Annotated in this window: 12 protein-coding genes; 3 read left to right on the top strand and 9 right to left on the bottom strand. The window is 63.1% G+C overall.

Translation table 11 applies throughout. From position 1 onward, the window contains the following. Window position 1: 1 nt before the first annotated feature. The 7 genes from V1293_RS36020 to V1293_RS35990 form a co-directional block, all read right to left on the bottom strand. Window positions 2-742, bottom strand: a complete 741-nt coding sequence (locus tag V1293_RS36020) for a metallophosphoesterase family protein (RefSeq protein WP_334516548.1) — start codon at window positions 740-742, stop codon at window positions 2-4. A 433-nt stretch (window positions 743-1,175) separates the two neighbouring features. Next, a complete protein-coding gene (locus V1293_RS36015; protein WP_334516546.1) occupies window positions 1,176-2,225 on the bottom strand; it encodes an acyltransferase family protein in 1,050 nt (349 codons plus the stop codon). Between the two features lie 363 nt (window positions 2,226-2,588). Next, window positions 2,589-4,157: a serine hydrolase domain-containing protein gene (locus V1293_RS36010; protein ID WP_334516544.1), complete on the bottom strand. Its 1,569-nt coding sequence runs from the start codon at window positions 4,155-4,157 to the stop codon at window positions 2,589-2,591. Between the two features lie 300 nt (window positions 4,158-4,457). Then, window positions 4,458-5,054, bottom strand: coding sequence for a TetR family transcriptional regulator (locus V1293_RS36005; RefSeq protein ID WP_334516542.1), 597 nt, complete (start codon window positions 5,052-5,054; stop codon window positions 4,458-4,460). A 356-nt stretch (window positions 5,055-5,410) separates the two neighbouring features. Continuing rightward, complete coding sequence (locus V1293_RS36000) at window positions 5,411-6,019, bottom strand: hypothetical protein (protein ID WP_334516540.1); 609 nt, start codon at window positions 6,017-6,019, stop codon at window positions 5,411-5,413. Further along, entirely contained in the window at window positions 6,012-6,686 is a 675-nt protein-coding gene (locus tag V1293_RS35995; RefSeq protein ID WP_334516538.1) for a hypothetical protein, read from the bottom strand. The genes V1293_RS36000 and V1293_RS35995 overlap by 8 nt, the downstream gene beginning before the upstream one ends. Further along, window positions 6,683-7,447 carry a MotA/TolQ/ExbB proton channel family protein gene (locus V1293_RS35990; RefSeq protein WP_334516536.1) on the bottom strand — a complete coding sequence of 255 codons (765 nt, stop codon included), beginning with the start codon at window positions 7,445-7,447 and terminating at the stop codon, window positions 6,683-6,685. The genes V1293_RS35995 and V1293_RS35990 overlap by 4 nt, the downstream gene beginning before the upstream one ends. A 214-nt stretch (window positions 7,448-7,661) precedes the next feature. Here V1293_RS35990 and V1293_RS35985 point away from each other — a divergent pair, with 214 nt between their 5' ends. The 3 genes from V1293_RS35985 to purB all read left to right on the top strand — a co-directional run bounded on the left by V1293_RS35985 (window position 7,662) and on the right by purB (window position 11,169). Beyond that, the gene (locus V1293_RS35985) at window positions 7,662-9,038 is read left to right on the top strand and encodes a sensor histidine kinase (protein WP_334516534.1); all 1,377 of its coding nucleotides are present in this window, start codon (window positions 7,662-7,664) and stop codon (window positions 9,036-9,038) included. Beyond that, a complete protein-coding gene (locus V1293_RS35980; protein WP_334516532.1) occupies window positions 9,038-9,691 on the top strand; it encodes a response regulator transcription factor in 654 nt (217 codons plus the stop codon). Before V1293_RS35985 ends, V1293_RS35980 begins: the two co-directional genes overlap by 1 nt. Before the next feature lie 170 nt (window positions 9,692-9,861). Next, window positions 9,862-11,169 (top strand): adenylosuccinate lyase, encoded by a 1,308-nt coding sequence (gene purB / locus V1293_RS35975; protein ID WP_334516531.1) that lies wholly within the window; start codon window positions 9,862-9,864, stop codon window positions 11,167-11,169. Here purB and V1293_RS35970 read toward each other — a convergent pair whose 3' ends face one another. Both V1293_RS35970 and V1293_RS35965 read right to left on the bottom strand, forming a co-directional pair. After that, window positions 11,170-12,003 carry an FTR1 family iron permease gene (locus V1293_RS35970; RefSeq protein WP_334516530.1) on the bottom strand — a complete coding sequence of 278 codons (834 nt, stop codon included), beginning with the start codon at window positions 12,001-12,003 and terminating at the stop codon, window positions 11,170-11,172. 9 nt (window positions 12,004-12,012) lie between these two features. Then, window positions 12,013-12,369, bottom strand: coding sequence for a cupredoxin domain-containing protein (locus tag V1293_RS35965; RefSeq protein WP_334516528.1), 357 nt, complete (start codon window positions 12,367-12,369; stop codon window positions 12,013-12,015). Between the last annotated feature and the right edge of the window lie 269 nt (window positions 12,370-12,638).

The raw sequence follows: 12,638 nt of genomic DNA, 5'->3' as shown, positions 1-12,638 counted from the left end.
CTTACTTCCCTATGAGCAAGCGATCGGCCAACCAGTGCGGCAGGCCGTTGGCGCGGATTCGGTCCGCCGCCGCCTCGACATCGTAAGGCACGCGGCAATAGATGATCTCGCGGGAAGTGGTATCGAGCATCGCAAACGAAGCCGCCGGGTCGCCGTCCCGCGGCTGCCCGACCGAGCCGAGCACGGCGAGCCAGCGCCGGCCGCCGAGCAATTGCACCGGCACATCGGATATGGGGATGAAGCTCGTCATCTTGGCCGCCGATGACATCGAATAAAGCGCCGGCCGGTGAATGTGGCCACAGAAGGTGACATGGGCATCGGTCGCCGCAATGCTGCGCGCGGCGTCCGGCGTATCGCGCACATAGTGCCATCGCGCCGGATGCGAGGCTTCGGAATGCACGTAGAGGCGATCGTCTTCCCGCCGCGTCAGCGGCAACTCGGCGAGAAAACGCCGCTGCGGCCGGCTTAGCCTGCCGCGCGTCCACTCGATCGCGGCCTGGGCCACGGCGTTCATGCTTTCTGACGGGGTGCTGATCGCGTGATCGTGGTTACCCATGACGGCAACGGCGCCGTCCGCAACAAGGTCCATCATCGTATCGACCGCCCATTCCGGATCGGCGCCATAGCCGACGATATCGCCGAGGCAGACGATCCGCTCCGCACCACGGGCGCGCGCGAAATCGAGGCAGGTGCTAAACGCCTGCCGGTTGGCGTGGATATCGGCAAAGATGGCCAGCCGCACGCGTCTCCTCCCCATCCATCATCGCGCTCGTGCTTGCGCGTGTCTTGAGGAATATCAAACAACAGGCCGCTTGTGGCGTGCAACCGGTCCGGGCACGCCTGCTGGCCGTTAGGCTGATCAGATCTAGCCGGCGATTCGAGCCTCTCGCTATCCTGTGCTGAGGGCTGGCCATCCAGACATCATTTCTCAGTTTACCCCAGAGGAAATCGCCGCTCTTTACCAAATACTGCAAACGAGAAGATACCGCCGCACTCGGGACTGAGCTCAAGCAAGGTAATCGAGCTAAGCTGCCGGTCCTACCCTGAAAGTAACGCAGGGGCTAAGGTCGATCTCGGTAGCAGCGGGTAGTTTGCTTGCTCCCATCCTCGACTTGCACCGAGACCATCTCGGTCGAGCATTCCCGTGACATCGCTGGAACCCGCGCGGAATTTGTCTATTCGGCCTGTGCTGGAATACGCACGGTGCCCTCCCGGCTCGGGACATCCGAGGTCTGTTGGTCGCGGCGCATCAGACTCCATTTGCGGCCCCAACTGATGAGCGGCGCCTCAATGATGATGTGAAGGGCAGAGGCAAGACCGATGGAGAGCAGGATGCTGGCGATGATTGTCCCGGCCGTAGAGAGTAGCCACAGCCCGGTAAAGTTGACGATCCATTTCATCACCAGGTAGTGGACGATATACAGCGAGTACGAAATCTTGCCGAACCATTGCAGGATCGGCGAGAAGGACTGCCCTTCGATCTCGGCAGACACCACGGCATGGATGAGCAATCCCGCACCAAGGCCATAGGTCGCCACGCGTGCGAATTGCGGATCGGCCGATCCGTGCACGAAGATCCAGTACCAGCCGACCGCGAACAGGCCTGCGGAAACTGCCAGAATGCGGCGCGAAAAGCGCAATCCGCCGTTCATCTGGAGATAGGCGATGCCGACGCCGGCACCGAATTCCAGGACCAGCGGATGGGAATAGATGCCAAGCTGCAGGCGGAAGACGATAGCGACAACAACCATGCCGAGCCCCGCGAACAGCAGCTCGAACAGCCGGTTCGGCGCGATCGCGAGGATGGCGGCAACTGCGGCATAGAAGTGCAGCTCGAAAGCAATCGACCAGGCCGGCCCGATGTACCAGTTCGGATATGTCCACGCGAAGATGAGGCCGAAGTCGAGCGCGGGACGCTCCTCCGGCGACAGAGCGATCCAGGATGAGCTGACAAACGCCGCCAGCAACACGAGCCAGTAAACCGGATAAATTCGAACCGCTCGTCTGAAGACGAAATTCAACGGGTCGCGTTGCGCCGCCGCCGTGCTTGCGATGATGAAGCCGGAGATAACGAAGAAGATGTCGACGCCGCTTGCAAGAATCGTGAGCGCGCCTTCGGCAAGACCCGGCCCGACCATATCGGGTCGCGCGCTGACTGCGTGTCCGCAGACCACCGACAGCGCAGCAGCGCCGCGCATTGCCTGTACACCCGCGAAGATCCGCAAAACGCCCCTGGCACGCTCAATTAAAAATTGTATTCCTATCTGCGCGGAAAAACATTAACGGAAGGTTGTTCTAACCCAACAATCTCTACGTTAGGGTGCATTGAATGGATTCGGACGGAGCAGCATTTTGCCGTAACTGCTTCGCGTCAACGTGAGCCCCCAGGCCGAGCGCGCCTGGAGATCGTTAGGTTGATCAGATCCAGCCGGTGGCGCTAGTGAGCCGGGTAGTCCCCTCGCTATCCTGAGCTGAGGGCTGCCGTCCAGACGTCAGCCTTACCCCATTGCAGACATCCGGGAGGATCAAGGCAGAGGTCCGAAACGCGCCAAAAACCCGAGCGGACTGGTCAGCATGATTGGCATGCTTCATTTCCCAACAGGTGAACCGATAGCCTCGTTGACGCGATTTTCAATATTTTTACTTTGCTCGCCTGGCCCGTTGTGCCCTCTGTTGTCAAACTCTTGAGCCCGGGCCTTTTGTGCTTTTGGCACCGCCTCGATCAACAGCGCGAGCGCCTTGCTGAAGCCAGAAGCGGCGTAAGATTCGCCCCGATAGTGCCCGAGACGCACGACGACGAGATCGTGCGAGGGAATGATCAGCGTAGTCTGCCCGCCGGCGCCCGCCATGTAATAGGCATCGCGCGGGACTGGATATTGCCCGTCGCCGTTGAGCCAGAAAAAAGCTCCATAGATCGGCCGATTGTCCGCGGCCCAGGCGGGCGCAAGCGTGCTGACGAATGTGGTGTAGCCTTGTGGGAGAATGCGCTCACCGTTCCAAACGCCTCCCTGAAGATAGAGATTGCCAAGCCGCGCCCAATCGCGCCCGGAGCCCACCTCATAGCCTTGTCCCAGAAAGTTTCCGAACGGATCAGTTTCGATCACCATCGTACGGATGCCGAGCTTGTCGAACAGCACCCGCTGAGGAAATGAGAGATATTCGTCGCCGCTTTTTTCGACACCGAGCCGGATCAGATAGTTGATCAGGACCGGATCGGTGTTGCGATAGCGTCCGACCGTGTTGGGAGGCCATTGCAATGGCCGTGTTGCTGCGTAGTGAAAGGAATCGATGCCGCCGGTGTAAAGATAGACGTGATCCGGGTAAGGCCCAGTTGGGTCATAATCCGGGTCTTGGGGCGCCTTGCTCCGAAGCCCGCTCGACATGTGAAGGAGATCCGCAATTCGTATTTTGGCGCGCGGGTCGCCGGGCGTTTGCCATTCAGGGATCGGTGCCGGCTGATCCAAATCATAGACGCCGTCCTTGACCAGAATGCCAAAGAGCGTTGCCGTAATGCTCTTGCCCATGGACCAGCTTTCGAGGGGCGTCTGTGCCGTAACACCTTCCGCGTAGCGCTCGGCAATGAGGCGGCCTTTCCACGTCACAACGAACGCCGCGGTCAATCCTTCGGCTGGCTGGAACGCGGCATTCACGGCAGCCTTGAGTTTCTCGGCGTCGATCTCTGTCGGCAACGGATCCTGCGGCAGCATGTCGCCCATGGGCCAAAGTTGGGTCGCGGGATCGGGCAATCGGCTCTTGACGGCGACCGGCTTGAAATTCATGGCGCTCTGGCCGATCGGGAACGTGACGCAACCCTGGCTCCCGAGATATTTGGCCGTCCGGGTCACGCCATTAGGGAGCGTGACGTGGACCGCCTTGTTGGCGCGATCGATGACCGGTTTGCCGAGCTTCGCGCGCTGTCCGTAGGGCGCCGTGAAAAACCCAACATTTCCGGCCGCGAAATCGGGCGCAAGGCCGGTCATGAATACAGCTGAGCACATGACCTTCGCAAATCCTGCGGCATGATGCGTCAAGGGGTCGCCTGGCGGCGGCACGTAGGGCGTATCGAGTTCGAATGATTTCGCGCGTGCGATAAGCGCGTCTTTGGTGCGAGCCTGCACAGCCGCCGCCGTACCGGTGAGAACCGCAAGAATCGCCACCAGAAGACACTTATTCATGATCGCTCCCGCGAAAACGAACAATAATCCGTTTGGTTCAGTTGCTGCGCATGCAACATTCTGAGTGAGAGTATGGACCAGCCCTCGCGACGCAGGATATCAGATCGGCGGCACAACCGCTCGGCCACCGGCTACGGCCAGCGACTTCGGTTTCGGGTCAACGTGAGACGTCGACACCTGATCTTGGGCACCCGATCTTGGCGTGGCCGCGTCTACCCAAAACACGACATCGCTGCCCCGGAGAGAACGGGCTTGACCTTACAACTCGGTTCGGAAGGATCGTCAGTGCTTGCGCGGCGCTTCGAGCCCCTTGAGCAGGAGCGCCAGCAGCGCATCGATCCGCGCCGGAGCGCCCGGCTCGTTCCATTCCTCGGCATGCGCGGGATGATGGAAGCGGCTGGTGGCGTCGAACATGGCGCGCGCCGTCATCTTGACGTCGGCGACCTCGAACGCGCCCTGCTTCACGCCATCGGACAGGATCAGGGCAATCTGATCGACCAGGCAGTCCTTGTGGCAGCTTACGGACTTGCAGGCCTCGCGGGCCAGCGCCAGGTAGGTCGCAAACATCTCGGGATCGTCGCTGAGCCGCTTGTGCTTGATCGAGAACATCGTGCGCAGCCACTTCTCCAGCCGCGCCGGCGCCGGGCCGGAAGCTTCCGCGATCTTCAAGAGTGGCGCGCTGAGACGGTCGAGCCAGCGCTTGGCCACGGCCTCACGCAACGAGGCCTTGCTGGGGAAATGGCGGTAGACGCTGCCGTGGCTGACATCGAGGGCGCGGGCGACATCCACCACGGTGGCCTTGGCGAGCCCGTAGCGGCGCAAAACGTCCTCGGTCACCTCCAGAATCCGTTCGGGGGTCAGAACCACGACTTCGTTCATGCGCACACCTGCGAAACGACGGGACGGGTGGTCATTTAATCCCCCTTGTAATTCCGTGTAATCCCTTGGCGGGTTAATGTTTCACCATCGGTTCCAGCCGCTCGGCCTGGGCGGCCAGATGACGGGCAACGCTCTGGTTGAGCCAGCGCTGGATTTGGGCGGTCAGATGAATGAGATGGGCAGTCATTAGCGTAGTCCTTTGCAAGTACCCGGGCTCAAACCTCAAGAGCCGGGTGACGCCCGAATACCGGCGTCGGCAATGGATATAGCATATCTCGCTGACAGATTTCAATATCTGTCAGTCAATAATCCGTGATCGTCGGGGCCGGCCGGCGCCCTCCCACACAACCGGAAGCCTATTGCTCGTCCTTCGGCGGCATCCGCGGCGGGAGCAGCGGGGTAAACGCCACCCCGTCGCCATCGCGGGGTGCCGCAACCAATCCCCCGCCCGTCGAGGGATCGCCGCCTGACGTGTCCAGGATCATGCCGGGCGTGATGTATTCCCGGGCGGCCTGGAGCACGCTGCCGCCGCCATCGCCAAAATCGGCAGCGCGACCGCCCTGCGGGCGGCCGGCGGCGATCTCGCCCGCCGCCTTGTCGGTCTTTTCCGCAAGCCTGTCGCTGTAGGGAATACGAAACGCCCGCGGGACGCCGCTCGGGCGATTGCCGTCGTCGAGCGCCTCGACCCACAGATAGATCGAGCCCGGATCGCCCTCCAGCGAGTGCGGTTCCACGATACGGGCCTGCAACAGCTTGAAGGTGGCGGGCAGCCGGTCGACGCTGGCCCAGCCCAGCAATCCGCGCACGCCGACAAAGCTTGCGATGTAGAACGCGCTGGTCACCACCACGGCGACCGCCTTGGCCGACCACGGCAGGCGCGCATAGACCAGAACGATCAGCAGCAGCGCGCCGATCAAGGCGTAGCTGACGGAGAGCGTGAGAACGACCGATTGCAGGTTATTCACGGCGCGGCATCCTGACGCCGGTTTTCGGATCGAGATCCGCACCGTTGGCGCGGACGTTGCGGAACGTCTCCATCAGCGACTTCTGCCGCTGCTGGACGTCGACCACCTTGCCTGCGGCGTCGAGCCAGAAGCGCACCGCGGTCTTTTCCTCGCCAGTGTGGTCGAGCGTCAGCTTGTTGTCGAAGATCACCTGCGCGGCCGGATTGAGCTTCTGGACCTTCACGCTCACCGCGACGGGCTGGCCCGTCGTGGCCTGAAAGTGCGAGACGTTGACCGTGTATTCGCCGGGGACGATGCCGCGCACGGTGACGATTTCCTCGCGGATCGGCGATAGAATCTTCTTGCCGTTGACGACGATGAAATCGTTGGCGCCGCCACGATCGTCGCGGTCGAGGGTGAGGAAACCGGCCTCGCGCCGGCGGTACCAGGCGATGTTGCCGGCAGGGTCCTGCACGAACAGATCGAAATCATCAGGGTGGTTGTCCGGCCAGTCCATCGTGATGAGGAATTCGGCCTTGGAATCGATCTTGCCGTCCTTGGCGTCCGGCGAGACCGCGAGCAGCGCCAGGAAGAACAGGAACGCAATCACCTGCAGCGCCTTGAACAGCATCACGCCGAGCGGGTCGAACGCCTCCTCGCGCGGATAGAGCCCGAAATCATCCATCATGGTGGCGTTCCAAGATGGCGTTCCAAGGCCGGCGTGACGTGCGTCTCGGTCAGCATAACGGCATCGGAAAACACCCGCTGGGTCGCGGCATCCAGCATGTAGTATTGAATGCGGACGAGGATAGAGCCGACCAGGCCGGCCAGCGTCGTGTACATGGCCACCGCCATGCCGTCGCTCATCAGGCCCATCGAGGATTTCATCGCGGCCTTGTCGGCCGCATCGAGGGTGGCGATCGGCGCCAGCATGATGATGAAGCCGACGATGGTGCCGAGCAGCCCGAGCTTCATCAGCGTGTCGGACACGAATGCGCCAAACCCGTTGGAGCCGCGCAAGCGGTCGGCGAGCGACCGCAACAGCAGCGCCTGGTCGATACGCCCCGCGGCTTGCGCCTTGGCCTTCTGTACCAGGTTGCGGATGTGATCCGGCACCAGGCCGCCCGGCAGCGCACGCGCGTCATCAAGCCCCCTCGCGCCGCCGGGCGCCGACAGGATGGCGCGGCAGCGGCGCGTGATCTCGCCCTCACGCGCGATCGCCCGCGTCCGCCAGAAGCAATGGAAGCAGGTGACGAAATAGAGGACGGCGATGACGCTCGAAATGTAGGTACGGTCGGAACTGACCATCAGATGGAGCAGTCCGTACCGCCACAACAGCACGACCGCGAACACCGACAGCCCGGTGAAGATCATCCATAACAGCAGGACGCTGCGCTCGGACGTGTCGGCGCCGGAGGGCGCGGTCTCGGCGCTGGCCATGGCACTCATGCTGCGTCAGCTCCCTGGCTGGGAAAAGCGGTTCCGCCCAAGGCCGGCCCGCCACGAAATCCGTGCGTTTGGTTAGATCAGCGGGCCGCAGCCGCGTCCAAAGACATATGCCCAAGGTTGGTTGGGAAAATTTCCCAAGGTGCGCCTCGCCGGCTTGCATTTGGCGCGAATTAGCGGTGCTGTTGCGCTCATCCGCACGTTGGGGAGTGATCGCATGCGCCTCGTCCTTCAGCTTGTCGGCCGCCTGTTCGTCATCGTCATCCTGTGCCTGGGGGCGGCCACCGTCTGGGCGACGATCGATGCCCATCGCAGCGTCGATCGCGCCACCGCCGCTTCCGCCGAACGTGTCTCGGTCGCGCTGGAAGCGCTGTACTGGCGCGAATTGCTGTTGCGCAGCAACAGAATGCGCGAGCAACTGCTGCCGGTGCCGCAATGGCGCACCATTGAAACGATGGGGCTGATCTCGCCCGGCATCTGCGTCCAGATCGAGCCCGCCGGCGCGTTCGAAAACCCGCTCTGCGGCCAGAGCAAGGGGATCGGCCAAGTTCCGCCGCGCTGGTTCGCGGCCACGGTGCAGACGTTGCTTGGAAATCACGCACCGGTCATCCGGCCAATCAGCGCGCGCGCAGCCAACGCGGGCAGTGTCTCGGCCACCCCCGATCCGAACGCCGCCATCGCGCTGGCCTGGCAGCACATCCTCGACAACATCCACCTCGCTCTGCTGATGGCGGTGGCGATCGCGCTGCTCGCATCGCTGGCGATTGCGCATACGCTGGCGCCCGCGCAGCAAATCGTTGCCGCCCTGCAGCGCATGGCGCGCGGCCAATACCGGACCTCGCTGCCGCGCTTCCGCTCGATGGACCTTGCCATGATCGGGCAAGCGGTCGGTGAACTCGGCGACCGCCTCGCGCAGGCCATGGAAGAACGTGCCGCGCTGACAAGGCGTCTATTGGAAATCCGCAGCGACGAGCGGCGCGTGCTTGCCCGCGAATTGCACGACGAGTTCGGACAGAACCTGGCCGCGATCCTTGCCTTTGCCAACACGATCGAGGTCGCCAGCACGCAGGCGCAGGACCAGGGCAGATGCGAGGTCGCGCAGGACGCGCGGATGATCTCGCAAGCCACCCATCGCATTATGGCCTGCCTCCGGGATACCCTGAAGCGATTGCGCCATCCGCCCGCCGAGGAACTCGGGCTGGAGGCCTGCCTTGTCGACCTCGTCGATAGCTGGCGGTCGGGGAATGCGACGCAGCCCATGATCCAGCTCGATCTCAAGGGCGATCTTGCCGACGTCCGCGGCGCCGTCGCCGCGACCGCCTACCGGATGGTTCAGGAATGCCTGACCAACTCGCTGCGGCACAGCTCTGCGCGCGGGATCGTGCTGCGGATCGAGCGGCGCACGGGAGTGGAAAACGCGCTGCTGGTCCACGTCGAGGACGACGGCGGCGGCGATGCGGCCAAGGTGGCGGCGTCCACCGGCTTCGGGCTGACGGGCATTCGCGAGAGGGTCGCCGCCCTTGGCGGTTCGCTGTCGATCGCGGATGCCAATCGCGGGGTGAGCGTGGCCGCCACGATCCCGCTTGCGGCCTGATGACCGCGTCGCAGACCCCAGGCATTTCGATCTTGCTCGTCGACGACCATCCCGTCGTCCGGCAAGGCTACCGGCGCGTCCTCGAACATCAGGACGATTTCCAGGTGGTGGCCGAAGCCGACAACGCGGCCGACGCCTACCGCGCATTCAAGGCGCACGCCCCCGACGTCGTGGTGATGGACATCCTGATGCCGGGCGCCAGCGGCCTCGAGGCCGTCCGGAACATCCGCTCCCGCAGTTCCGGCGCGCGCATTCTGGTCTTCAGCATGCACTGCGAGGCGGCGCAGGTGAAGGCGGCCTTCAACGCCGGGGCGAACGGCTATGTGACGAAGGGCTCCGCTCCATCCGAACTGATCCGGGCGATCCGTTCGCTTGTCCGCGGCGAGCCGGCGATCAGCGACGACATTGCCCGCGTTCTGGCGATGGAAAGCCTCTCTCCTTCGGGATCGGTGCTCGACCAGCTCGGCGAACGGGAAATCGAGATCCTCAGGCAACTGGCCGCCGGCGCGACCACGGAGCAGATCGCCTCAAACCTCAATCTCAGCATCAAGACCGTGCAAAACTACCACTATCTGATCAAGACCAAGACCGGCATGCGAACGGATGCGCAGCTTGTCCGCCTGGCCGTGGAGTGCGGGCTGGCCAGCCTTTAGCGGCGGGCCCCCCGTCCCGAGCGGGTTTCTGCCGTGCCAGCGCAGGTCGGTTTTCCCGTCTCTGCGCCCCCGTATGGGTGGCCTCCCCTGACACGATTTGCTAAAGCGCAGCGTAAAAACAAATCGGCGGGGACCGCCTCGCATCCCGCCCTGCTCGTCCGGAGTTTTCGATGATCCCCCGCTATACCCGCCCGGAAATGGCCTCCATCTGGGAGCCCCAGACCCGCTTCAAGATCTGGTTCGAGATCGAGGCGCATGCGGCTGATGCGCTGGCGGAAATCGGCACAATCCCGAAGGAAGCGGCGAAGACGATCTGGGCCAAGGCCAAGGGTGCGACCTTCGACGTGGCGCGGATCGACGAGATCGAGCGCGAGACCAAGCACGACGTCATCGCCTTCCTGACCCATCTGGCCGAAATCGTCGGCCCCGAGGCGCGCTTCGTCCACCAGGGCATGACCTCCTCCGACGTGCTCGACACCTGCCTCAACGTGCAGCTCACCCGCGCCGCGGACCTCCTGATATCGGACATCGACAAGGTTCTGGCCGCGCTGAAAAAGCGCGCCTTCGAGCACAAGATGACGCCGACCATCGGGCGCTCCCACGGCATCCATGCCGAGCCGGTGACGTTCGGGCTCAAGCTCGCCTATGCCTACGCGGAATTTTCCCGCGCCCGCGAGCGCCTGGTCACCGCCCGCAAGGAGGTCGCGACCTGCGCGATTTCGGGCGCCGTCGGCACCTTTGCCCAGATCGACCCGCGCGTCGAAGAACATGTCGCCAAGGCGATGGGGCTGGTGCCGGAGCCGATCTCGACCCAGGTGATCCCGCGCGACCGCCACGCGATGTATTTTGCGACGCTCGGCGTGATCGCCTCTTCCGTCGAGCGGCTGTCGATCGAAATCCGCCATCTGCAGCGCACCGAGGTGCTGGAAGCGGAAGAATTCTTCTCCGAGGGCCAGAAGGGCTCGTCGGCGATGCCGCACAAGCGCAACCCGGTGCTGTCGGAAAACCTCACCGGTCTGTCGCGCATGGTGCGCGCCTATGCGATGCCGGCGATGGAAAACGTCGCCCTCTGGCACGAGCGCGACATCTCGCACTCCTCGGCCGAACGCATGATCGGGCCCGACGCCACCGTAACGCTCGACTTCGCGCTGATGCGCCTCGCCGGGTTGGTCGAAAAGCTACTGGTCTATCCCGCCAACATGCAGAAGAACCTCGACCGCCTCGGCGGTCTCGTGCATTCACAGCGGCTGCTGATCGCGCTGACGCAAAAGGGCGCCAGCCGCGAGGACGCCTACAAATACGTCCAGCGCAACGCCATGCCGGTCTGGCGCGGCGAAGGCGATTTTCAGACGCTGCTAAAGAAAGATCCCGACGTGAAGAAGCACCTGACGGATGCCGACATCGAGGAGCAGTTCGACCTCGGCTATCACTTCAAGCACGTCGACACGATCTTCAGGCGCGTGTTCGGCGAGAGCTGATTATTCCGCCGGCGCGGGAGCGGCCGCCTTCGGAGGCGCACCGTAGAACCGCATCAATATGAAGGTCGTAGCCAGGACCGCCACATAGACCGCGAGCTGCATAGCGGTCGGCTGGTCGGTGTAGCCGATCAAGGTATGCAGCGCCTTGCCGGGGAGGCTTGAATCGGAAAGCAGCCAGCCGGAATCCCAGACCACGTTATCGAGCGCAGTCAGCCAATTGGCCTTCTCGAGAAACGCCGCCGCCTGCGCCGCCATGCCGGCCGCCAATAGCGCGATCAGGATCGTGGTGGTAGCAAACAGCGCCCGCGTTGGAATCTTCACCAGGCCGAAATAGGTCAACATGCAGACGAGCGCGCCAAGGATGAGCCCGGCAAGGCCGCCGAGCGCCACGCTCAATCCGCTGTCGCTGCCGCCGGCCAGAACGCCGTAGAGAAACAGCACAACCTCGCTGCCCTCGCGCAGCACCGCGACGCCGACCACGATTGCGAGCGCCAGCAGCGATTTGGAGCCCTCCACTACCGCCTTCCCGGCCGCCCACAATTCACCGGCAAGCTCCTTGCCGTGGCGCGCCATCCAGACATTGTGCCAAGTCAGCATCACGACGGCGAGCGCGAGGATTGCGGCGTTGAAGACCTCCTGCCCCATGCCGGCGAACAGGTTCGACAGAACCCCGGCAAAGGCCGCGACCACGCACGCCGCGAGAACGCCCGCGAGTACGCCGCCGGCGATCCACTGGTTGCGGTGCTTAACCGTGCGCGTGACCGCCAGCACGATGCCGATGATCAGGCCGGCCTCGAAGACTTCACGGAATACGATGATCAGTGCAGCGATCACGATTACTTCTTATTTTACGACCAGCGCGCCGCGGGCAACCTTCTCGTTATATTCGTCGAAGAACTCGTAGCGGCCCGGCTTCTGCGCGCGGACATTGATGGTGGCGTCGCTGGAGCCGGCGACCACTTTCTCCACCTTCAACGTCTTGCTTTCGAACTCCATCGCCTTGGCATCGAGGTTCTTCAGCTTGATCACGATCGGCGTGTTGGCGGGTGCACTGATTTCGGCCGGGTCGAATTTCTTGTCCTTGTAGCTCAGCTGAATCTCGGTCGCGCTCTGCGCGCTGGCTGTGCCGGTGGCGGCAATCGAAACAAGCGCGATGGCGGCGAACATTGTGAGCTTCGGGAGCGTACGCGAGAAAGGCATGCTGGCTTTTCCAATGGCTGAAATTGTCCGCCGATGGCATACGCTGCCCCAAGCCCCGCCGTGAAGGGGCAAAACGCCGTTTCAAATTGGAGATGTTCTAAACGGTGCAACCGCTTGGCGGGACTTCCGTTTCGGATTTCGACCGCCCCTACGCCCAGGGTATCTTGGGTGGTATCTTGGGCGGTGCCATGCGCGGCCACCCCAGCAGTTTACCGGCCTTGCCAAGCCGATTTAAATCGTTCCAAATTGTCACACACGCCGTCGACAAC

The sequence above is a fragment of the Bradyrhizobium sp. AZCC 1693 genome (assembly GCF_036924745.1).
Taxonomy (GTDB): domain Bacteria; phylum Pseudomonadota; class Alphaproteobacteria; order Rhizobiales; family Xanthobacteraceae; genus Bradyrhizobium.
This window is presented reverse-complemented; position numbering and strand designations above follow the sequence as displayed.

Bases quoted from the DNA above. Each gene is read 5' to 3' on its own strand.
- V1293_RS36005 (WP_334516542.1), bottom strand. From the start codon at position 5,054: ATGAACGAAGTCGTGGTTCTGACCCCCGAACGGATTCTGGAGGTGACC.
- V1293_RS35995 (WP_334516538.1), bottom strand. From the start codon at position 6,686: ATGATGGATGATTTCGGGCTCTATCCGCGCGAGGAGGCGTTCGACCCG.
- V1293_RS35990 (WP_334516536.1), bottom strand. From the start codon at position 7,447: ATGAGTGCCATGGCCAGCGCCGAGACCGCGCCCTCCGGCGCCGACACG.
- V1293_RS35985 (WP_334516534.1), top strand. From the start codon at position 7,662: ATGCGCCTCGTCCTTCAGCTTGTCGGCCGCCTGTTCGTCATCGTCATC.
- V1293_RS35980 (WP_334516532.1), top strand. From the start codon at position 9,038: ATGACCGCGTCGCAGACCCCAGGCATTTCGATCTTGCTCGTCGACGAC.
- purB (WP_334516531.1), top strand. From the start codon at position 9,862: ATGATCCCCCGCTATACCCGCCCGGAAATGGCCTCCATCTGGGAGCCC.
- V1293_RS35965 (WP_334516528.1), bottom strand. From the start codon at position 12,369: ATGCCTTTCTCGCGTACGCTCCCGAAGCTCACAATGTTCGCCGCCATC.